Origin of the sequence: Arthrobacter sp. NPDC056886, from assembly GCF_042788715.1 — a bacterium.
Classification (GTDB): Bacteria; Actinomycetota; Actinomycetes; order Actinomycetales; family Micrococcaceae; genus Arthrobacter.
The window spans coordinates 65,961-85,740 of the sequence record NZ_JBHUBT010000005.1 but is presented as its reverse complement, the minus strand read 5'-3'; the positions used below and the strand labels follow the sequence as shown (position 1 = coordinate 85,740).

The window sequence follows — 19,780 nt, the reverse complement described above, 5'->3', positions numbered from 1 at the left end:
CCTCAGGTACTGTTCCTCAGGCCTGCGGGCCGGGCAGCTCCGGGTCCCTCACGGCCTCCCGGACGGCCGTCCTGGATACGCTGGCACCGGACTGGCTGTCATGCGGCGCGTGCGGGTGCCGTTCGATGATCTCGTGGTCGTGCGAGAACTCCGGCTCTTCGTCGAGTTCCTGGTTGAACACGAGGAAGCGGTAGGCAAAGAACCGGACCACAGTGGCGACGAGGATGCCGACCACCCCGGCCAGGAAGAGCATGTTCTTGTCGGTGACGCCCATGCCGTACTTCGCGATGGCGGTGAGGCCGGTGGAGATGCCGATTCCGATCCCGTTGATGATGACGAACATCACGAACTCTCGCAGCACGTTGGCCTGCCGGCGGTGCCGGAACGTCCAGAAACGATTCGCAATCCACGAGAACACGGTGGCCACGCTGGCCCCGAAGAAGCGGGCCTTGGCCTCGCTGTCGGTCATGGGACCGTGCATCAGATAAAAAGTCAGCCCGTTGTCAATGATGAACGCGATGCCGCCGACGGCGCCGAACTTGGCCACTTCGCGCCAGAACAGCGAGGCCAGCCCGCGCATGCGCTCGTTAAGTGTAGTAATCATGACCCTCCGTGGCCCTCTGGAACTGTCGGCCATTGGGCCAAACGCCCATTTTAGCGCCGTTTCCCGGGAGTCCGCCCGCAGCGGCCGTTCCGACGGCCCCCTGCGCACCCGACGCCGGGCGGCGCCTGCGCGGGCACGGAACCGTCCCGCCAGCAGCGTTCGCGCGCTTGCCAATCCCCAAAAGCCGGGTTCCCGTGAGGTTTTCGGTAGGCTGGGACATGTGACTTTTCCTGTGATCGGTGTTGTTGGCGGCGGCCAGCTTGCCCGAATGATGGCCCCCGCCGCGACTGCCCTCGGCTTTGAGCTCCGTGTTCTCGCCGAAGGCGAGGACGTCTCTGCTGTCTCTGCCGTGGCTAACGCCCCGGTCGGCGACTACACGGACCTGGAGCATCTGCTCGAGTTCTCCCGCGGCCTGGATGTTCTGACCTTCGACCACGAACACGTCCCCACGGCGCACTTGCGGTCCTTGATCGGCGCCGGCGTGAACGTCCATCCCGGCCCGGATGCCCTGGTCAACGCCCAGGACAAGCTCGTGATGCGGGCCGCGATCGACCGGCTCGAGCTGCCCAACCCCGAGTGGGCCGCCGTCGCCGATGTCGCGGACCTTGTCGCCTTCGGCGAGCAGACCGGCTGGCCGGTGGTTCTGAAGATGCCCCGCGGCGGTTACGACGGCAAGGGCGTACGCATTGTGTCCTCAGCCGAGGACGCGGCCGGCTCCGCCGACTGGTTCGAGGCCATGTCTCCCCTGCTGGCCGAAGCCAAGGTGGAATTCAGCCGTGAGCTCTCCGCCATGGTCGCTAGGACGCCGGACGGTGAAACACGGGCCTGGCCGGTGGTGCACACCATCCAGGTCGACGGCGTGTGCGATGAAGTGATTGCCCCGGCCCTGGACATTCCCCTCGATGTTGCCGCGGCCGCGGAGAACGCCGCGGTCCGGATCGCCAGCGAGCTCGGCGTGACCGGCGTCATGGCCGTCGAACTCTTCGAGACCCCGGGCGTAGGTGCGGGCTTCCTGATCAACGAGCTCGCCATGCGCCCGCACAACACCGGGCACTGGACCCAGGACGGCTCGGTGACGAGCCAGTTCGAGCAGCACCTGCGGGCCATCCTGAACTTGCCGCTGGGCGCCACTGACCTGCTGGGGCCCGTCGTCGTGATGAAAAACTTCCTCGGCGGCGCCAACCAGGACCTCTATTCCGCCTACCCGGCGGCCCTCGCGAGCGAGCCTGCCGCGAAGGTGCACTGCTACGGCAAGGCCGTCCGGCCCGGCCGGAAGATCGGCCACGTCAACCTGGTGGGGACTTCAGCCGCCGACGTCGACTCTGTGCGGCAGCGGGCCACTATCGTGGCAGACATCATCCGGAACGGCCGGGCCCATCCCGGCACTATGCCGGCAACCTCTGAGGAGACCGCATGAGCACTGCCCCCAGCAACGCAGGCACCCCGCTCCCCCGCGCGGACACTCCGATCGTGGGCCTCGTCATGGGCTCGGATTCGGACTGGCCGGTCATGGAAGCCGCCGCCGAAGCCCTCGCAGAGTTCGGGATCCCGTTCGAGGCCGACGTCGTCTCGGCCCACCGGATGCCCACGGAGATGATCCGCTACGGCCAGACCGCCCACGAACGCGGCCTCCGCCTCATCATCGCCGGCGCCGGCGGTGCCGCGCATCTTCCCGGCATGCTCGCCTCGGTCACGCCGCTTCCCGTGATCGGCGTCCCCGTACCCTTGAAGACCCTGGACGGCATGGATTCCCTCCTGTCCATCGTGCAGATGCCAGCCGGTGTTCCGGTTGCCACCGTCTCGATTGGCGGGGCGCGCAACGCCGGCCTCCTGGCCGTGCGCATGCTGGCCTCGGGCACGGACGAACGCGCGCTCCAGCTCCGGGCTGACCTCCTGGAGTTCGCCCAGGAACTGAACGACGTCGCAACCCGGAAGGGCGCGAACCTTCGACAAAAGGTCAGCGAAGTGTTCGCCGACGGAAATGTCGCCCCGCGTAGCAACCATTAAGGCAGCCATTAGGAATCCCGGCATGAGCAACAGCTACGCCCCCACGCACCGGCCTGAGAGCCCTGAGCAGTCCGGGCGGGTACTGAGCGACCCGGTCCGGCACCCTTCCGGCGCCCCGGCCCCGGTGCTGACCAAGCGGGCGTTCGTCCTGATCCTTCTGACGCTGCTGGTACCCGGCAGCGCCCAGATCGTCGCGGGACAGCGCCGGCTCGGCCGGGTTGCGCTGCGCGTGACCTTCACGGTCTGGGCGTTGGCCCTGATCGCCGTGCTGCTCCTGCTTGTGTCCCGCTCGACGCTGATCAACATCCTCGCCGGCCCGGTGCCCTCGCTCTTGCTGGTGCTCGGCCTCGCGCTGCTGGCCATCGGCTGGGCTGCCCTGTTCCTGAACACCTTGCGGCTGATCCGGCCCGGGCTGCTCACCCCTAAGATCCGCCCCGCGGTGGTGCTGGCGCTGGTGCTGGCCATGATCCTCAGCAGCGGGTCCCTGGGCTACGCGGCCTACCTGCTCAACGTCAGCCGCGACGCCATCGGCAGCATCTTTTCCGGTTCCGGCCCCACCCTTGAACCGTCCGAGGGACGGTACAACTTCCTGATGATGGGCGGCGACGCCGGGGCGGACCGCACGGGCCGCCGGCCCGACAGCCTCTCGGTGATCAGCGTTGACGCCAAGACCGGCAGCACGGCAATCATCTCAGTGCCCCGCAACCTCCAGAACGCGCAGTTCAGCGCGGACTCCCCGATGCGCCAGGTGTACCCGGACGGCTACAACTGCGGCGACGAATGCCTGATCAACGCGATCAACACCGAGGTCACCAACCAACACCAGGACCTCTACCCCGGGGTGGCTGACCCCGGGGCGCAGGCCACCCTCGAAGCGGTGTCCGGAACGCTGGGCATTAAGGTCCAGGCCTACGTACTGGTGGACATGGACGGTTTCTCCAAGCTGATCGACGCCATGGGCGGCATCCGGATCAAGGCCGGCGGCTGGGTCCCGATCAGCGGCCCCATGGTGGATGAGGCCAACGGCATCCACGGCATGCCGGACGGCTGGATCCCGGCAGGCGACCAGACGCTCGACGGCTTCCACGCCCTCTGGTACGGGCGGTCCCGGGAATTCGTGGACGATTACGCCCGCATCCAGCGCCAGCAGTGCGTGCAGCAGGCGATGCTCAAGCAGCTGGACCCCGCAAAACTGCTGGCCAAGTTTGAGGACATCGCCAAGGCCGGCACCAAGGTGGTTGAATCGAACATCTCCTCCGGCCAGCTCGGCAGCTTCGTGGACCTGGCCATGAAGGCCAAGGGCCAGGACGTCAGCCGCCTGACCATCGGTCCGCCCGACTTCGACGCGGCTTTCTCCACGTCGCCGGACTTCGACGTCATCCACCAGCGGGTGGCCAAGCTGCTTGCGAGCCCGTCCGCCGGCGCCGCAGACGACACCGTCATGCAGCCCGGAACGGCCGCCGGGCCGCTCTCGGCCGCCGGTGCCGCGCCCGGCACCCAGCCCCCGCCCTCGCCGTCGGACTTCACCCCGGTGACCACCACGCCGGACGGGCAGCCGATTACCGAAGAGATGCTCAACCAGTTCAAACGCAACGGCGACGAACAGTCCATCCGCGACCTCGTCGCCACGAACGGCAAGTGCGCGCCGCTCTAACACCGGGCTGAACGGCGTCCACCCGCGCTCGCCGCCACCGGCGCGGGTGCCCGGATCAGGGCGACCACAGCAGTTGACCACAATTCATTGACGAGACAGTTCGTTAGACGAGACAGTTCATTTCACAAGACAGGGACCAGGCCATGTACGAACTTGAGAACGTCCTCCGGCCCTATGCCTGGGGCTCCCCGACGGCGATCGCCGATCTGCTCGGCAGGCCGGCGTCCGGCGGTCCCGAAGCCGAGCTCTGGATCGGCGCCCACCCGGGCTCCCCGTCTGTTGCGCTGACGCCGGCTGCCGGTGCCGGCCGACACGCGCCCGAAACGCACGACGACGGTCGGCTCGCGCTGGACGCGCTGATCGCCGAGGATCCGGAACACTGCCTGGGCGGCGCGAGCGTGGCCGCCTTCGGCCCGCGCCTGCCGTTCCTGCTCAAAGTCCTCGCGGCCGAGACGCCGCTGTCCCTGCAGGTGCACCCGACGCTCGACCAGGCCCGGGAGGGCTTCGCACGTGAAGAAGCCGCCGGCGTCGACCCCTCCGCCCCGGACCGCAACTACAAGGACGCCTTCCACAAACCGGAAATGATCTTCGCGCTGACCCCGTTCGAGGCGCTCTGCGGTTTCCGGCCGGCGGCGGTATCGCGGGCAGTCTTCCAGCACCTGGCAGCATGTTTCGACCTCGCCGGGCTGGAGCTGCCACCACTCGTTCCGCTGCTGCTCGAGGACCTGGCGCAGCCGGACGAGCCCGAGGCCCTCCGCTCCGCCTTTGAGCGGCTCATCGCCGGCGGCGAGGACGTCTCGCATGCCACGGAGATGATCGTGGCGGCCCTCGTCTCCGGTGCGCCCATGGATTCGCACGTGGCGGAGCTGACCACGGTGGTGAACCTCAACCATGACTACCCCGGGGACCCGGGCGTCCTGATTTCGCTGCTGCTGAACCGGATCTCGCTCGCGCCGGGTGAGGCTGTCTACCTGCCGGCCGGAAACGTCCATGCCTACCTCCACGGGCTGGGGATCGAGGTCATGGCGTCCTCGGACAACGTCCTCCGCGGCGGGCTCACGCCGAAATTCGTGGACGTGCCGGAGCTGCTCAAAACGGTCGCGTTCGAGGCCGTCGCCGTGCCCATGCTCCCCGCCGAGACCACAATGCTGGGCCAGGAACTCTTCCGTCCGCCGTTCCGGGAATTCCAGCTGCAGCGAATTGAACTGGCGCCCGGGGCGGAGCCGGTCCCGCTGGCACAGTCCGGTGCCGCCGTCGTCATTGTCACGTCCGGCTCCGTCCGGCTCGACTCCCCGAAGGGTGAGCTGCGGCTGGAACGGGGCGCCAGTGCCTTCCTGCCGGCCGCCGAGGCCCCGGTCAACTTCCACGCCGTCTCCGGCGCCACCGGCCCCGCCCTGGCATTCGCCGTCACCACCGCATTGGAAGGCTGACACCATGGACTATTTCCTGCAGAGCCCGCAGTGGGCACGGTTCCAGCGTGCGCTGGGGCGCACGGTCCACGAACAGACCGGCCCCGGGTGGCGTTTCCTTGCGGTCGAAGAATCCAATCCGGCCGGCAAACTGCTGTACTCCCCTTACGGTCCGGTGGCCGAATCGCTGGCGGCGTTCGACGCCGCCCTGAGGGCCCTGACGGACCTCGCCCGGGCCAGCGGCGCCGTGTTTGTCCGGGTTGAGCCGGTCACGGCAGGGTTTACTGCCGCCGAGGCCGACGCCGTGCTGCGCAGCCGCGGCCTGCAGCCGGCTCCGGTCAGCCAACAGCCCGATCTGAGCTGGATTGTGGACCTCGACCGGGACTTCAAGGACGTCCTAGCGGACATGAAGCCGGCCAACCGGAACCTGTTCCGCAACATCCACAAGAAGGGCGTGACATTCCGCTCCAGCCAGGACCCGGCCGAGATCGCCGTCCTCCTGGAGTTCTTGCACATGACGGCCGCCCGTAACGGCTTCAAGCCCCAAAGCGACGAGTACCTGAGCCAGGTGGCCCGCTCGCTGATGCCGGCCGGCGCAGCGACGCTGTTCATCGCGGAGCTCGACGGCCACCCCATCGCCGCGGCCCTGGCCTACGATTCGGCTGACACCCGGACCTACGCCCATGCCGCCCTCGATGACACCCACCGCAAGCTCAGCGCGGGCATCCCCCTGCTCGTCACCCTGATCGCGGACGCCCAGGCCAAGGGCCTCAAGTACGTGGACCTCTGGGGCGTGGCGCCCGCGGACCAGCCCGACCACCAGTGGGCCGGGTTCACCGCGTTCAAGAAGTCGTTCGGCGGCCGCGGGATCGCGTACCCCGGAACGTGGGACCTCCCGGTTCGGAAGGTGCGCTACGGCAGCTACCAGCTGGCCCGCAAGGGCGCCCAGCTCGCGAAGAAGCTCCGCGCCCGGTCCCGGGCCCTCGCCAACCGCTAGGGATCAAGACAACGAATCCCGGGCCGCGGAGGCGGCCCGGGATTCGTCGTATTCAGTGCTGCAGTTCAAGGATGATGCAGTTCAGTGCTGCCGCGCAGGTGCTAGTTCTTGCGGGCGTAGCCTTCCCACTTGCTGGCCTGGTGCTCGCCGTCGACGAAGCGGATGGTGCCTGACTTCGAGCGCATCACGATGGACTGGGTGAGGACCTTGTCCTTGGAATAGCGGACGCCCTTGAGGAGGTCGCCGTCAGTGATGCCCGTGGCGGCGAAGTAGCAGTTGTCGCTGGAGACGAGGTCGTTGGTCGAGAGCACGCGCTCGAGGTCGTGGCCTGCGTCGATCGCCTTCTGCTTCTCCTCGTCGCTCGTGGGCCACAGGCGGCCCTGGATGACGCCGCCGAGGGACTTGATGGCGCAGGCCGAGACGATGCCTTCCGGGGTTCCGCCGATGCCCATGAGGGCGTCGACGCCGGTGCCGGCACGCGCCGCAGCGATGGCGCCGGCGACGTCGCCGTCCATGATGAACTTCGTGCGGGCGCCGGCTTCGCGGATTTCCTCCACGAGGGGGCGGTGCCGGTCGCGGTCCAGGATCATCACATTGAGCTGGTTGACCTTGACGCCCTTGGCCTTGGCGATGAGGTGCAGGTTCTGCTTGACGGGGAGGCGCAGGTCCACCATGTCGGCCGCTTCCGGGCCGGTCACCAGCTTCTCCATGTAGAACACCGCGGAGGGATCGAACATGGAACCGCGTTCCGCGACGGCCAGGACAGCCAGGGCGTTGTTGATGCCGAGGGCAGCGAGGCGGGTTCCGTCGATGGGATCGACGGCAACGTCGCACTCGGGGCCGGTGCCGTCACCGACGTTCTCGCCGTTGAACAGCATCGGGGCTTCGTCCTTCTCGCCCTCGCCGATGACCACAACACCGTTGAAGTGGACAGTCTGGAGGAACGAACGCATGGCGTCCACGGCAGCGCCGTCGGCCTTGTTCTTGTCACCGAAGCCCACCCAGTGACCACCGGCGATGGCCGCGGCCTCGGTGACGCGGACAAGTTCCAGTGCGAGGTTGCGGTCAGGCTCGTCGATCCCGACGGCGAGCGACGCGGAAAGCGTGGAGTACTTCTGGGACATAGGCGCTGGTGTCACGTGAACCTCTTCTTCGAGTGGCGGTCGTTGAACCCGAACGGCCAGGATCGATCCGTCGCGGTGATTCGTCTGATAATGATCATAGTCGGGGCGGGCCCGCAAGGTCATGGGATGTCCGGCGCGTGACGCACTTCACCCCTGGGCGGCCCCTGCGCCGCGAATGTGAGATCGGCCCGGACATGCGCGACTATAGAGGGGTGAGTGAATTGCAGGACACCTCCCCCGCCGCCCCCGGTTCGCCGGCTGGCAGCTCCCCCGCGGCCGGCCCGGACACTTCCGGACAGCCACCGGCGAAGCCCGTCATCGCCGCCGCGGCGGCCAAGCGCGCCAATGCCTCCGTCATGGGCATGATCATCGCCCTGGTGGTGAGCATCGCCGCGTTCCTGCCGATCGTCCTCATGAACCCCTCTCCCAAGACCGACGGCTACCGGCCCAACATCAACGTCAGCGCCTCCGCGCAGAACGCGGCGGGTGTGGCAGGGTTCACACCTGTGGCGGCCGATACCGGCGACACATTTCGCGCAAACTACGCCCGATGGGAGTCCGGGGCCGGCAGCGGCGTCCCCGCCTGGGAAGTCGGCTACCTGACGCCCAAGGAATCCTTCATAGCCCTTGTGCAGACCCGCCAGGCGAACCCCACCTGGCTCCTGCAGCAGACCCAGAACGCGCCAGTGACCGGCACCCGTAACGCGGGCGGCCGGGACTGGGAACTGCGCGACACCGGCAAGGGCGAGAAGTCCATGGTGCTGGCCGAGCGCGGCACCACCGTGATTCTGTCCGGATCCGCGACGCTGGAGGAGTTCTCCACCCTGGCCGAGGCAGTGGTGAAGTCGCTTGAAAGCAACCCGCCCGCCGGGGCACAGTCCAGCGCGGTGACCGTATCCCCGGGCGCAACAGTTTCCCCTTCGGCCAGCCCTTCACCGTAAAGTGGCCATGTGGCTACTTATCTGACTCCCGCTCTCGCCTGGCAGCGTCTCCGTGAAGGCAACAAGCGTTTCGTCGCCGGCACGTCCTCACACCCCAACCAGGACGCGTCGCGGCGCTCGTCGCTGGTGGAAAACCAGCACCCCTTCGCCGTGATCTTCGGCTGCTCCGACTCCCGCCTCGCCGCAGAGATCATCTTCGACCTCGGCCTCGGCGACGCCTTCGTCGTCCGCACGGCCGGCCAGGTGATCGACGACGCCGTGCTCGGCTCGCTGGAATACAGCGTCAGCGAACTGGACGTTCCGCTGATTGTCGTCCTGGGTCACGACCGCTGCGGCGCCGTCACCGCCACCAAGGCCGCCGTGGAAACCGGCCAGATGCCGGGGGGTTTCATCCGCAGCCTCGTGGAGCGGATCACCCCGTCCGTGCTGACCTCGCTGCGTAACAATCAGACTGACATCAACGACATGGTGGTGGAGAACGTCAAGCAGACCTCGCAACGGCTGGTGGACAGTTCCCGGGTGATTTCGGGCGCAGTCGACAGCGGACGCACGGCCGTGATCGGCCTCGCCTACAGCCTTTCCGACGGCCGGGCCGACCTCGTCTCCAGCATCGGCCGGCTCTAAACCCCGGCGCCCAGCCCGTGCCGGCCGTTCACGGTTTTCGATGGGCCTCCCACTCCCAATAAGCTAGCCCCATGACTTCCACAGATGAGTTGAACACCGAAGAGTTCCGCATTGAACACGACACGATGGGCGAAGTCCGCGTTCCCGTGAACGCCCTGTACCGCGCGCAGACGCAGCGGGCAGTCGAGAACTTCCCGATCTCCGGCAAGACCCTGGAGCGCGCCCACATCGAGGCCCTGGCCCGGGTGAAGAAGGCTGCCGCCCAGGCGAACGCCGAGCTGGGGGTGCTCGACGGCGAGCTCGCCCAGGCGATCGCCGACGCCGCCGACCAGGTTGCGGCCGGCAAGTACGACGGCGACTTCCCAATTGACGTCTTCCAGACCGGGTCCGGCACATCCTCGAACATGAACACCAACGAGGTCATCGCCGAGCTCGCCTCGCGGGCCCTCAAGTCCGCCGGGAGCGATAAAGTTGTCCACCCGAACGACCACGTCAACGCCTCACAGTCCTCCAACGACGTCTTCCCGACCTCCGTCCACGTCGCCGCCACCTCCGCGCTGATCAATGACCTGGTCCCGGCCCTCGGCTACCTGGCCGAGTCGCTGGAGCGCAAGGCCACCGAATTCAAAGACGTTGTGAAGTCCGGCCGCACGCACCTCATGGACGCCACCCCCGTCACCCTGGGCCAGGAGTTCGGCGGCTACGCCGCCCAGGTCCGCTATGGCATCGAGCGCATCAACGCCTCACTCCCCCGCGTCGCAGAGGTCCCGCTCGGCGGAACCGCCGTGGGCACCGGCATCAACACCCCCGCCGGCTTCCCGGAGCGCGTGATCGAACTCCTGGCCGCCGACACTGGGCTGCCCCTGACGGAAGCCCGCGACCACTTCGAGGCCCAGGCGAACCGGGACGGCCTCATCGAGGCCTCAAGCCAGCTGCGCAATATTGCGATCTCCTTCATGAAGATCAACAACGACCTGCGCTGGATGGGCTCCGGTCCCAACACCGGCCTCGGCGAAATCGCGATCCCGGACCTGCAGCCGGGTTCCTCGATCATGCCCGGCAAGGTCAACCCGGTCATCTGCGAAGCCTCCATCATGGTCTGTGCCCAGGTGATCGGCAACGACACCGCGATCGCGTGGTCCGGCACCAACGGCGCCTTCGAACTCAACGTCGGCATCCCGGTCATGGCCGCCAACCTCCTGGAATCCGTGCGCCTGCTGGCCAACACCAGCCGCGTCATGGCCGACAAGATGATCGACGGCATCACCGCCAACGTGGAGCGCGCCCGTTTCCTCGCCGAGGCCTCGCCGTCCATCGTGACCCCGCTGAACAAGTTCATCGGTTACGAGAACGCGGCCAAGATCGCCAAGAAAGCCGTGGCCGAGGGCCTGACCATCCGCGAAACCGTCGTCTCCATGGGCTTCCTCGAGCGCGGCGAACTGACCGAAGAGCAGCTCGACACCGCCCTGGACGTCATGTCCATGACACGCCCGCCGCACAAGGCCTAGCGACTCCGGGCGGCGACGCCGCCCCGCACCGAACATCCGCCGCCGGCCGACACCTTTCCTGAAGGGTGCCGGCCGGCGGCATGTCTGCACTGTATCTCTGAACACCGCATCTCTGAACACGGCATGTCAGAACACCGCATCTCCAGACCTAGACCCGGGGAGGTTCCCCGCCGGCTGCCTCCCGCTCCTCCGCCGTGTAGGCCGCCGCCGCGGCGGCGTCCGCCATGCTGGCACCGCCGATCCGTGCCTCCCGCAACCGCCGCGTCTTGGCGGACTGGACGGAAAAGGCAGCATCGACGTTCCCGGCGGCATAGGTCAGGGCGTCCTCGGCACGGATGCCCAGGCTGCCCGCCGTCAGCACGGCGTCCTGGTTGGCGCCCAAATACGTGAACTGCCAGCCCCACTGGCTCTGCTGCCGCTGGACCAGGGCCTTGACCGCTTCGCCCGTGGCCTCGCGCGAAGAGTTCTCATGCCCGTCCGTCAGCACGGCCACAAGCACAGTGCCGGGGCGCTGGTCCTCCGGAAGGGCCGCGAGTTCCGCACCCGCCTCCCCGATCAGCCGGACCATGGCATCGTGCAGGGCAGTGCTGCCCCGCGGCTTCAGGTCCAGGGCGGGCACGTCCTGGATGTCCACCGAGGCGTAGACGCGCTCGTAGGTGTCATCGAACTGCGCGAGCGAGAGCCGGCACCGGCCCGCCACTGCCTGCTGTTCGCGCACGAACGCCGCAAACCCGCCCACAGTGTCATCGGCGATGGCGCTCATCGAACCGGAACGGTCCAGGAGGACGTACACGTGCGTCAGGGCTGAATCTGTCATGCTTCCCCATTTCCGGCCCGGACGGGGCTTCTGCCTCGCCGCGGGCCACCTGTTGCCAGCAGAAAGGCTGGACAAAAGCAGGCTACGGCCGGGCAGCGACATTATTATTCGCAACCGCACATGATTGTCCGCAAACGGCACCAGACCCGTATTTTGCACTATTAGTTATTAAGTGCAAAAATACACTTCATGGGAAACAGTGCAATTAATGCGGTAGGCCTCCGCGAGCGCAAGCGGGCCGCAACACGGGCCACCATCACCGCCGTCGCGCGTTCCCTAACCGCCGAACGCGGCCTCAGCGGCTACACAGTGGAGGAAGTGTGCGAGCGGGCAGGCATCTCCCGCCGGACCTTCTTCAACTACTTCCCCGCGAAGGAAGACGCGATCCTCGGCCACGTGGACGACGACTTCCCGGAAGAGGTGGTGGCACGGTTCATGGCAGGCGGCGCGGATTCGCCGCCCGGCGAAATATCGGCCTCACTCCTCGCCGACCTCGTGCGGCTGTCCCTCGATCTCTCCGAACGGATGAGCGCCTCCGAGGAAGAGACCCGCCAGCTGATCGGGGTGATCAAGAAGGAGCCCCAGCTAATGCTGAGGATCATCGGCGCCACCGAGGAACGCGAGGGCGAGTTCGCCCGGCTGCTCGCGGCCAGGGAAGGCGTCGCTGCCGACCATCCAGTGGTCCGCATGGCCGTTGTCCTCCTGGGAAACGTCGCCAGGAAGACCAGCGCCGACTACTTCTCGGAAGGCAACACCCGCCCGTACAAGGACATGCTGCTGGAAAACATTGCGGCCGCCCGCACGCTCTTCTCACTGCCGTTCAGCACGTCCCACTTCGACTCAGCCCATGCGGGCACAGCCCACTCCGGCACAGCCCACTCCGGCACTGTCCACTCCGACACTGCCCAGTCCAACCCTTCCGAAGGAGCGCAATGAGCGCCGCCGTCAGCACCAAGCCAGCAGCCGAGCCGCTGCTGCTGACCCAGAAACGCATCTGGATCATCTTCTCCGCCCTCATCGCGGGCATGCTGCTCTCCAGCCTTGACCAGACCATCGTGTCCACCGCCATGCCCACAATCGTCGGCAAGCTCGGCGGCGTGGAGCACCAGGCCTGGATCACCACCGCCTACCTCCTGGCTACCACCATCGTCATGCCGATCTACGGAAAGTTCGGTGACATCCTGGGGCGCCGGAACCTGTTCCTCATCGCCATCGGGCTCTTCACCCTCGCCTCCGTCGGCTGCGCCCTCGCCACCGACTTCTGGGGCTTCGTGATCTTCCGCGCCGTCCAGGGCCTGGGCGGCGGCGGCCTGATGATCCTGTCCCAGGCCATCATCGCCGACATCGTTCCGGCCAAGGAGCGCGGCAAATACATGGGCCCGCTGGGTGCCATCTTCGGCCTCTCCGCCGTCGCCGGGCCCCTGCTGGGCGGCTTCTTCGTGGACCACCTGACCTGGGAATGGGCCTTCTACATCAACATCCCGATCGGCATCGCCGCGTTCACCATTGCCTGGTTTACGCTGACGCTGCCGAACAAGAAGGCCGAAAAGCGGATCGACATCCTGGGCGTGCTGCTGCTCTCCGCGGCCACCACCTGCCTGATTTTCTTCACCGACTTCGGCGGCAAGAAAGACGAGGGCTGGGATTCGCCGCTGACGTGGGCCTTCGGCGCCGGCCTGGTGCTCGCCGCCACCGCTTTCGTCCTGGTGGAGCGCCGGGCCGAGGACCCCATCATTCCGCTGAGCCTGTTCAAGAACCGCATCTTCGTGAACTCCACCGCCATCGGTTTCACCCTGGGACTGGGCATGTTCGCGGCAATCGCCTTCGTCCCGACCTTCCTGCAGATGTCCTCCGGGACCTCGGCCGCGGAATCCGGCCTGCTGATGCTGCCCATGATGGTGGGGCTCATGGGCATGGCCATCTTCTCCGGCATCCGCATCTCCAAGACCGGCAAGTACAAGCTGTTCCCGGTCCTCGGGGCCACCCTGACTATCGCGGCAATGCTGTGGCTGACCACGCTCACGGCCGCCACCCCCATCTGGGTCATCTGCGTGCAGCTGTTCATCTTCGGCGCCGGCCTGGGCTCGATCATGCAGGTGATCGTCCTGGTGGTGCAGAACTCCGTGCCGGCAGACCAGATCGGCACGGCGACCAGCACCAACAACTACTTCCGTGAGGTCGGCGCGTCGCTCGGCGTCGCGGTCTTCGGTTCCATCTTCACCACCCGGCTCTCCGAATCCCTGACCAACGCCTTCACCGGCGCCGGGGCGTCCGCCGAGCAGGCCTCACAGTCCACCCGGACGATGGACCCGCAGATGCTCAACCAGCTCCCGGCGCAGCTCAAGGACGCGATCGTCAACGCCTACGCCGATTCGCTGGCTCCCGTCTTCTGGTACCTGCTGCCGTTCCTCGGCATCGCCCTGATCCTGGCTCTGACCCTCAAGCAGATCCCGCTCTCGGACACCGCCGGCATGGTGGCCCGCGGGGAAGCAGTTGGCGGCGAGGAAGCCGAGCGGCTCGAGGCGGCCCGCAGCGCGGCCGGCAGCGTAGCCCGCCACGCCGCCGACAACGCGGACAACACAAACGACGACGAGCCCAGTATCGAAGGGCACACGCACGACGACGAACTCAGCCGCCTGCGCGGCTGACGGTCCGGAGTCGGCCTCGGCCGACAGTCATTGCCTGCAGGGGCGCCGCAAACCTTTTGGGGGTGCGGCGCCTTCGCTGCGTCCCAGGCTAGTCACCTTCTGCGGCCAGGGCGTGGTCAGCGCCGATAGTGGACACGTCGCGGGCAGGGCCAGCGGCCCGCCGGATCAGAGCCCCAGATGCCCGGGCATGAGCTCCGGGAAGTCCTGCAGGACGGAACAATCCGACGTCGGTTTCGTCGTCGTTGGCCTCGCCGCTCCCAAGACGAAATGGCAGCGGAACACCAAGGTCAGGAAAACCTAGCCGGCCGGAATTAGCAGCATGGCCGCCGCCGTGCCGGCCAGCATGAACGGCCCGAAGGGAATGGCGGACTGCAGATTGCCGCGCCGTGCGGCGAGCAATCCGAGGCTCCACAGCCCTCCGAGCACGAACGCGGCAAAGGTCCCGGCCATGACGTGCCCCCAGCCCAGGAATCCCAGGTACATCCCCAGGACGCCCGCGAGCTTCACGTCGCCGAACCCCATTCCCGGCGGATACACGGCATGCAGGAGGAAGTAGAAGAGCCAGAGGGCCGCCCCGCCGGCGAGGACCCGCAGCCCCGGCACGCCGAACACCCCGGCGTCAGCCGTGCCGGCAACGTCCTGGCCGCCGGGAAGGAGCTGGCTGGCGGCCGCGCCCAGCAGGAGGACTCCGGCGATTGCATAGGACGGAAACACGATCCTGTCCGGGAGCAGGTGGTGCCGGACGTCGATGACAGTGAGCCGGACCGCCATCACGAAGAAATAGGCGCACGCGGCCAAGGCAAGCCAGAAGGCCAGCGGGTTGGCGGCGCCCAGGGTGCCGAGTCGTTCGATCACTCTCGGATGCTACTGGATATTCGTCCGGCCCGGCGGTCCCCGCGCGTAAACTGTGGATATGGCCGCATGGGACAGCACGAACCGGCGTGGGCCGGTCGCGCCACGCGGTCCGGCCGATCAGGCTGCGGCCTTCCGGAACCTCTGCCGGTCCTCGCCCTGGAAGTGGCAGTCGCTGAGGTTTGAGTACCTGGACCGGCCGCTCGCGGCGTCCGCGGGTTCCCCGACGGTGGCCGACTCCCCCGACGACCTCGTTCGAGGGTGGCTGCGCAGGCCCGGCGCCTTGCGGCTGGAGACTGCCGGCGGACTCGTGATCGGCAGCACCACCGGCATCAATGATTCACGTGGCGACTTGTATATCAGTTCCACGAGAAAGACCTGGCTCCTGCCTCCGCACCTGGTCACGCCGGTGTACGACGACGACGGGCTGGTGCGCCGCCGCCCGGAGGCAGCGTACGGCGAGCCGTCGTTCGGAAACGGCCGGTTCGCCGCGGTCCTGGACCCGGTGGAGCTTGCCGGGAACGCCCCGGTCCCGCTGGAGTTCCCCAACTCCAACGCCGTGGAGCTTGGCCCCATCACCGAGGTTGATCACGAGGGCCGGCCGGCCCTGGAAACCACGGTCAGCCCGAACGCCTCGTACCGTCCCGCCGATCCCGGAGCCCCGCTTTGCCGGCCCGGGCGCACGCTGCTGAGGATTGATGCCGGCACGGGCGTCTGCGTGGCCAGCCGCTGGCTTGACGCACCCGGCGGCGGCAATGATCAGAACGGCTACGGTCACTGGCTGAGGATCCTGGGCGTCGACGAATACATGCTCGATGACCTGTTCTTGGCCGAATCGATGAACCTCACAGACGTCCGGCGCCACATCAGCTGGGACGTCGCCGCGGAATAGCGGGTCTGTGACTGGCATCCGCTCACCGCCACCGCTAGGCTTCCCCGATGACTGAACCCGCCGACTACTGGCCCCCTTTCGGCCTGACCCTGACCACGCCGCGTCTTGAGCTGCGTCCCATCCGCGACGAGGAGATTCCCGCCGCGGTCGGGGCCGCCCTAAGCGGCGTGCACGAGCCGGGCCGGAACCCGTTCAGCAACCCGTGGACCGAAATCCCGGCCAACGAGCTCGGATCCAACATGGCGCAGTGGTACTGGCGGTGCCGCGGCACCATGAGCCCCCAGGACTGGACCCTCCTGCTCGGCATCTGGCACAAGGGCGAGTTCGTCGGCTGCCAGGACATCGCAGCCAAGGACTTTCCCACATTGAAGACAGTCACAACGGGCTCCTGGCTTCGCCAGAGCGTCCAAGGCTGCGGACTAGGCAAGGAGATGCGGGCCGCCGTCGCGCTCTATGCCTTCGACTGGCTCGGCGCAGAAGTAGCGGAATCCGAGGCCGCCATCTGGAACCAGCAGTCCCTGGGCGTCTCACGCTCCCTCGGCTACGATCTCAACGGCGTCACCCGCGCCGTCTGGGGCGGCAAGGCCCAGGAGGTCCAAAACGTCCGCCTCACCCCCGCCACCTTCAAACGCCCCGACTGGAGTCTGCAGGTAAAGGGCCACGAACCCACATCGAAGTACCTAGGCATCCAGAAATAGCAGTAACCCTCCCCTTCGTCGGGTTGCCGTGGTGGGGTTTGCGGTGCAGCGACGCCCCGCCGTGCTTAGACACCTCCCGTCGCTACGCTGCGGTCGCTGGGCGACCTTCGCTTCGCTTTGGTCGGCGATGCGCTCCTTTGCGGGACACCGCGGCCCCGCGATGTGGGACGATCGCCAAAGCCGGGACGCGGCCTCTCGTAAGGTGAGACGCTCACCAGCCGGTACACGGTCGTTCGCCAGGTGAGTCAAAAGCGGCCGGGACGCGGCCTTTCGTAAAGGAGCGCATCGCGGCGCATCGGACCCCGGAGGTCGCCCCGCGACCGCAGCGGGTCCCATGCGACGTGTCTAAGCGACGGCGAAAGGCCGTGTCCCGGCGAACCCAACCACGGCAACCCAACCACGGCAACCCAGCGACGGCGGGACGCCGCTGCCCGGCGAACTCAACCACGGCAACCCAACTACAGCGGAGGGCCGTGGTCCGGCAAACCGGACCACGGCCCCAAACCTGGACGAGCCTAGATTTCCGCCCCCTCCAGCAGCTCCGTCACCAGGGCCGCGATCGGCGAGCGCTCCGAGCGGGTGAGCGTGATGTGGCCGAACAGCGGGTGGCCCTTCAGCGTCTCGACGACGGCCGCCACGCCGTCGTGCCGTCCAACCCGCAGGTTGTCCCGCTGGGCGACGTCGTGCGTGAGGACAATCTTGGAGTTCTGGCCGATCCGGCTCATCACCGTCAGCAGCACATTCTTCTCCAGCGACTGCGCCTCGTCGACGATCACGAACGCGTCATGCAGCGAGCGTCCACGGATGTGGGTCAGCGGCATGACCTCCAGCATGCCCCGGTCCATCACTTCCTCCACGACCTCCTGGCTGACCAGTGCGCCGAGCGTGTCAAAGACGGCCTGCGCCCAGGGGTTCATCTTTTCCGCTTCGGATCCGGGCAGGTAGCCCAGTTCCTGGCCGCCCACCGCATACAAGGGCCGGAAGACGATCACCTTGCGGTGTTCCCGGCGCTCCAGGACGGCTTCGAGCCCGGCGCACAGGGCGAGCGCGGACTTGCCTGTGCCGGCACGGCCGCCGAGGGACACGATGCCGACCGACGGGTCCATGAGGAGGTCGATCGCCAGCCGCTGCTCGGCCGAGCGCCCGTGGAGTCCGAAGACGTCGCGGTCGCCCTTCACGAGCCGGACCTGCTTGTCCGCCCCGACCCGGCCGAGGGCCGAGCCGCGGCTGGAAAGCAGGACCAGCCCCGTGTTGGTCGGCATCTCGGCAGCGGCCGGGATGAAGACCGGCTCGTGCCCGTACAGGGTCGCAACCTCGTCCTCGCCCGCGTCGAGCTCCGCGACACCGGTCCAGCCGGAGTCCTTGACGAGTTCATTGCGGTATTCGTCGGCCAGCAGCCCCATGGCGGAGGCCTTGACGCGCATCGGCAGGTCCTTGGACACCACCGTCACGTCGCGGCCCTCGTTGGCCAGGTTTTTGGCCACCGCGAGGATGCGGCTGTCATTGTCCGCCCCGCGGAAGCCTGCCGGCAGCACCTCGGCGGAGATGTGGTTCAGCTCCACCATGAGTGTGCCGCCGTCGGCGCCGAGCGGGATGGGACGGTCCAGGCCGCCGTGCTCGAGCCGCAGGTCATCGAGCAGCCGCAGCGCCTTGCGCGCGAAGTAACCCAGCTCCGGGTCGTGCCGCTTTCCTTCGAGCTCGGTGATGACGACGATCGGCAGGATGACCTCGTGCTCTGCGAAGCGCAGGAGGGCCCGCGGATCGGAGAGCAGCACGGAGGTATCGATCACGAAGCTGCGGGCCGTGCCTTGGTTCTCTGTTCCTTCCCCGGAAACAGCAAGACCGGCCGCAGCGGAATCCGCTGCACCGGTCTTTGAGGTGGCTCGCTTGGCGCGAGAGGTAGCTTTCTGTCCCTGGTCGGTAACGACGTCGGGCAGTTGCTCAGAATTAGCCACATCGACTCCAGCCCCGGGACAATGCCCGGATTTGTTATTGGTGAGGCGGTTCGGCCTGGAGGCCGGACGCGGCCCCCCATACACCCGGTGCGAAAATCCGCTCCATGTACTGGCCTCCCCGATCGGCCGGCGAGTTGCTGCCGATGGGATAAAGGTAAGTCTCCGGGGGCGGGTTTGTCTGTCTATTTGTCGGCGATTCTTGTTGCCGTCGTGTGAACTCCGTGTGAACGCGTCAGGCGCCGAATCGGCGCTGCCTGCCGGCGTAATCGCGCAGGGCGCGCAGAAAATCGACCTTGCGGAACGCCGGCCACAAGGCCTCGCAGAAGTAGAACTCACTGTACGCGCTTTGCCACATGAGGAACCCGGAAAGCCGCTGCTCTCCGGAGGTCCGAATCACCAGGTCAGGGTCCGGCTGGCCCCGTGTGTAGAGGAACCGCGAGATGTCATCCACGGTGAGGTCATCGGCCAGTTTTCCGATGTCCGCGTCCCGGGCGACGGCGTCGTGCAGCAGTTCCCGTACGGCGTCGACAATCTCCCGCCGTCCGCCGTAGCCGACGGCGACATTGACGTGCAGGCGTTCGTGCGCGGGCGTGCGCGCCGTCAGATTGTTCAGCCGTTCGGCGAGGTAGTCCGGCAGCAGTTCGGGGGCGCCCATGGCGTGCACCGAGATGTCGGCGTCCTCATCCAGCCGGTCCAGGGTGTTGGCGATGATACCCATCAGGAGATCGAGTTCCTCGCCGGAGCGGTTCATATTGTCCGTGGAGAGCATGTACAAGGTGACCACCTTGATGCCCAGTTCCTGGCACCAGCCGAGGAATTCGTGGATCTTGTCCGCTCCGGCCTGGTGTCCCTGACTTGTGGGGGCGTTGAACTGGCGGGCCCAGCGCCGGTTCCCGTCGACCATGACGCCGACATGCCGGGGGATCCGTTCCTGGTCAAGGGAGCGCTGCAGTTTGCGCTCGTAAAAGCCGTAGAGGAGCCCGGGCATTTCCATCCGGAGGTTCACCTGGCTTCCTTGAGGTACTTGTTCAGTGCACATCCTAGGCTACC

18 protein-coding genes are annotated in these 19,780 nt (G+C 67.2%); 12 read left to right on the top strand and 6 right to left on the bottom strand.

Annotated features, from left to right (window positions below):
• Nucleotides 1-16: 16 nt before the first annotated feature.
• Complete coding sequence (locus tag ACFRJ8_RS10280; protein ID WP_377986006.1) at nt 17-604, bottom strand: GtrA family protein; 588 nt, start codon at nt 602-604, stop codon at nt 17-19.
• Between the two features lie 220 nt (nt 605-824).
• Between ACFRJ8_RS10280 and ACFRJ8_RS10275 the strand changes: the two genes are divergently transcribed.
• The 5 genes from ACFRJ8_RS10275 to ACFRJ8_RS10255 all read left to right on the top strand — a co-directional run bounded on the left by ACFRJ8_RS10275 (nt 825) and on the right by ACFRJ8_RS10255 (nt 6,671).
• Nucleotides 825-2,021 carry a 5-(carboxyamino)imidazole ribonucleotide synthase gene (locus tag ACFRJ8_RS10275; RefSeq protein ID WP_377986005.1) on the top strand — a complete coding sequence of 399 codons (1,197 nt, stop codon included), beginning with the start codon at nt 825-827 and terminating at the stop codon, nt 2,019-2,021.
• On the top strand, nt 2,018-2,611 hold the full coding sequence (gene purE, locus ACFRJ8_RS10270; RefSeq protein ID WP_377986004.1) for a 5-(carboxyamino)imidazole ribonucleotide mutase: 594 nt from the start codon (nt 2,018-2,020) through the stop codon (nt 2,609-2,611). The genes ACFRJ8_RS10275 and purE overlap by 4 nt, the downstream gene beginning before the upstream one ends.
• Nucleotides 2,612-2,633: 22 nt before the next feature.
• The gene (locus ACFRJ8_RS10265; protein ID WP_377986003.1) at nt 2,634-4,265 is read left to right on the top strand and encodes an LCP family protein; all 1,632 of its coding nucleotides are present in this window, start codon (nt 2,634-2,636) and stop codon (nt 4,263-4,265) included.
• A gap of 143 nt (nt 4,266-4,408) precedes the next feature.
• Nucleotides 4,409-5,695, top strand: a complete 1,287-nt coding sequence (manA, locus tag ACFRJ8_RS10260; RefSeq protein ID WP_377986002.1) for a mannose-6-phosphate isomerase, class I — start codon at nt 4,409-4,411, stop codon at nt 5,693-5,695.
• A gap of 4 nt (nt 5,696-5,699) precedes the next feature.
• The gene (locus ACFRJ8_RS10255; protein ID WP_377986001.1) at nt 5,700-6,671 is read left to right on the top strand and encodes a lipid II:glycine glycyltransferase FemX; all 972 of its coding nucleotides are present in this window, start codon (nt 5,700-5,702) and stop codon (nt 6,669-6,671) included.
• A 101-nt stretch (nt 6,672-6,772) separates the two neighbouring features.
• On the opposite strand, the gene glpX is transcribed toward ACFRJ8_RS10255, so the two are convergent.
• On the bottom strand, nt 6,773-7,795 hold the full coding sequence (gene glpX / locus ACFRJ8_RS10250; RefSeq protein WP_377986241.1) for a class II fructose-bisphosphatase: 1,023 nt from the start codon (nt 7,793-7,795) through the stop codon (nt 6,773-6,775).
• A 194-nt stretch (nt 7,796-7,989) separates the two neighbouring features.
• Here glpX and ACFRJ8_RS10245 point away from each other — a divergent pair, with 194 nt between their 5' ends.
• The 3 genes from ACFRJ8_RS10245 to ACFRJ8_RS10235 all read left to right on the top strand — a co-directional run bounded on the left by ACFRJ8_RS10245 (nt 7,990) and on the right by ACFRJ8_RS10235 (nt 10,868).
• Nucleotides 7,990-8,736 carry a DUF4245 domain-containing protein gene (locus ACFRJ8_RS10245; RefSeq protein WP_377986240.1) on the top strand — a complete coding sequence of 249 codons (747 nt, stop codon included), beginning with the start codon at nt 7,990-7,992 and terminating at the stop codon, nt 8,734-8,736.
• Between the two features lie 9 nt (nt 8,737-8,745).
• Entirely contained in the window at nt 8,746-9,360 is a 615-nt protein-coding gene (locus ACFRJ8_RS10240; protein ID WP_377986000.1) for a carbonic anhydrase, read from the top strand.
• Between the two features lie 71 nt (nt 9,361-9,431).
• Complete coding sequence (locus tag ACFRJ8_RS10235) at nt 9,432-10,868, top strand: class II fumarate hydratase (RefSeq protein WP_377985999.1); 1,437 nt, start codon at nt 9,432-9,434, stop codon at nt 10,866-10,868.
• Between the two features lie 148 nt (nt 10,869-11,016).
• On the opposite strand, the gene ACFRJ8_RS10230 is transcribed toward ACFRJ8_RS10235, so the two are convergent.
• Nucleotides 11,017-11,685, bottom strand: coding sequence for a VWA domain-containing protein (locus tag ACFRJ8_RS10230; RefSeq protein ID WP_377985998.1), 669 nt, complete (start codon nt 11,683-11,685; stop codon nt 11,017-11,019).
• Nucleotides 11,686-11,874: 189 nt separating this feature from the next.
• On the opposite strand from ACFRJ8_RS10230, the gene ACFRJ8_RS10225 reads away from it, so the two are divergent.
• Nucleotides 11,875-12,621 (top strand): TetR/AcrR family transcriptional regulator, encoded by a 747-nt coding sequence (locus ACFRJ8_RS10225; RefSeq protein ID WP_377985997.1) that lies wholly within the window; start codon nt 11,875-11,877, stop codon nt 12,619-12,621.
• Nucleotides 12,618-14,333 carry a DHA2 family efflux MFS transporter permease subunit gene (locus ACFRJ8_RS10220; protein WP_377985996.1) on the top strand — a complete coding sequence of 572 codons (1,716 nt, stop codon included), beginning with the start codon at nt 12,618-12,620 and terminating at the stop codon, nt 14,331-14,333. The genes ACFRJ8_RS10225 and ACFRJ8_RS10220 overlap by 4 nt, the downstream gene beginning before the upstream one ends.
• A 297-nt stretch (nt 14,334-14,630) precedes the next feature.
• Here ACFRJ8_RS10220 and ACFRJ8_RS10215 read toward each other — a convergent pair whose 3' ends face one another.
• Nucleotides 14,631-15,188 (bottom strand): prepilin peptidase, encoded by a 558-nt coding sequence (locus ACFRJ8_RS10215; RefSeq protein WP_377985995.1) that lies wholly within the window; start codon nt 15,186-15,188, stop codon nt 14,631-14,633.
• 58 nt (nt 15,189-15,246) lie between these two features.
• On the opposite strand from ACFRJ8_RS10215, the gene ACFRJ8_RS10210 reads away from it, so the two are divergent.
• A complete protein-coding gene (locus tag ACFRJ8_RS10210) occupies nt 15,247-16,077 on the top strand; it encodes a hypothetical protein (protein WP_377985994.1) in 831 nt (276 codons plus the stop codon).
• A gap of 47 nt (nt 16,078-16,124) precedes the next feature.
• Nucleotides 16,125-16,775, top strand: a complete 651-nt coding sequence (locus ACFRJ8_RS10205; RefSeq protein ID WP_377985993.1) for a GNAT family N-acetyltransferase — start codon at nt 16,125-16,127, stop codon at nt 16,773-16,775.
• 515 nt (nt 16,776-17,290) lie between these two features.
• Here ACFRJ8_RS10205 and ACFRJ8_RS10200 read toward each other — a convergent pair.
• The gene (locus ACFRJ8_RS10200) at nt 17,291-18,730 is read right to left on the bottom strand and encodes a PhoH family protein (RefSeq protein ID WP_377985992.1); all 1,440 of its coding nucleotides are present in this window, start codon (nt 18,728-18,730) and stop codon (nt 17,291-17,293) included.
• Between the two features lie 232 nt (nt 18,731-18,962).
• The gene (locus ACFRJ8_RS10195) at nt 18,963-19,724 is read right to left on the bottom strand and encodes an isoprenyl transferase (protein ID WP_377986239.1); all 762 of its coding nucleotides are present in this window, start codon (nt 19,722-19,724) and stop codon (nt 18,963-18,965) included.
• Between the last annotated feature and the right edge of the window lie 56 nt (nt 19,725-19,780).

What these genes read in the sequence shown, in the direction of transcription:
- ACFRJ8_RS10280 (WP_377986006.1), bottom strand. Translation starts at nt 604, where the DNA reads ATGATTACTACACTTAACGAGCGCATGCGCGGGCTGGCCTCGCTGTTC.
- purE (WP_377986004.1), top strand. Translation starts at nt 2,018, where the DNA reads ATGAGCACTGCCCCCAGCAACGCAGGCACCCCGCTCCCCCGCGCGGAC.
- ACFRJ8_RS10265 (WP_377986003.1), top strand. Translation starts at nt 2,634, where the DNA reads ATGAGCAACAGCTACGCCCCCACGCACCGGCCTGAGAGCCCTGAGCAG.
- manA (WP_377986002.1), top strand. Translation starts at nt 4,409, where the DNA reads ATGTACGAACTTGAGAACGTCCTCCGGCCCTATGCCTGGGGCTCCCCG.
- ACFRJ8_RS10255 (WP_377986001.1), top strand. Translation starts at nt 5,700, where the DNA reads ATGGACTATTTCCTGCAGAGCCCGCAGTGGGCACGGTTCCAGCGTGCG.
- glpX (WP_377986241.1), bottom strand. Translation starts at nt 7,795, where the DNA reads ATGTCCCAGAAGTACTCCACGCTTTCCGCGTCGCTCGCCGTCGGGATC.
- ACFRJ8_RS10245 (WP_377986240.1), top strand. Translation starts at nt 7,990, where the DNA reads ATGCGCGACTATAGAGGGGTGAGTGAATTGCAGGACACCTCCCCCGCC.
- ACFRJ8_RS10235 (WP_377985999.1), top strand. Translation starts at nt 9,432, where the DNA reads ATGACTTCCACAGATGAGTTGAACACCGAAGAGTTCCGCATTGAACAC.
- ACFRJ8_RS10230 (WP_377985998.1), bottom strand. Translation starts at nt 11,685, where the DNA reads ATGACAGATTCAGCCCTGACGCACGTGTACGTCCTCCTGGACCGTTCC.
- ACFRJ8_RS10225 (WP_377985997.1), top strand. Translation starts at nt 11,875, where the DNA reads ATGGGAAACAGTGCAATTAATGCGGTAGGCCTCCGCGAGCGCAAGCGG.
- ACFRJ8_RS10220 (WP_377985996.1), top strand. Translation starts at nt 12,618, where the DNA reads ATGAGCGCCGCCGTCAGCACCAAGCCAGCAGCCGAGCCGCTGCTGCTG.
- ACFRJ8_RS10210 (WP_377985994.1), top strand. Translation starts at nt 15,247, where the DNA reads ATGGCCGCATGGGACAGCACGAACCGGCGTGGGCCGGTCGCGCCACGC.
- ACFRJ8_RS10205 (WP_377985993.1), top strand. Translation starts at nt 16,125, where the DNA reads ATGACTGAACCCGCCGACTACTGGCCCCCTTTCGGCCTGACCCTGACC.
- ACFRJ8_RS10195 (WP_377986239.1), bottom strand. Translation starts at nt 19,724, where the DNA reads ATGGAAATGCCCGGGCTCCTCTACGGCTTTTACGAGCGCAAACTGCAG.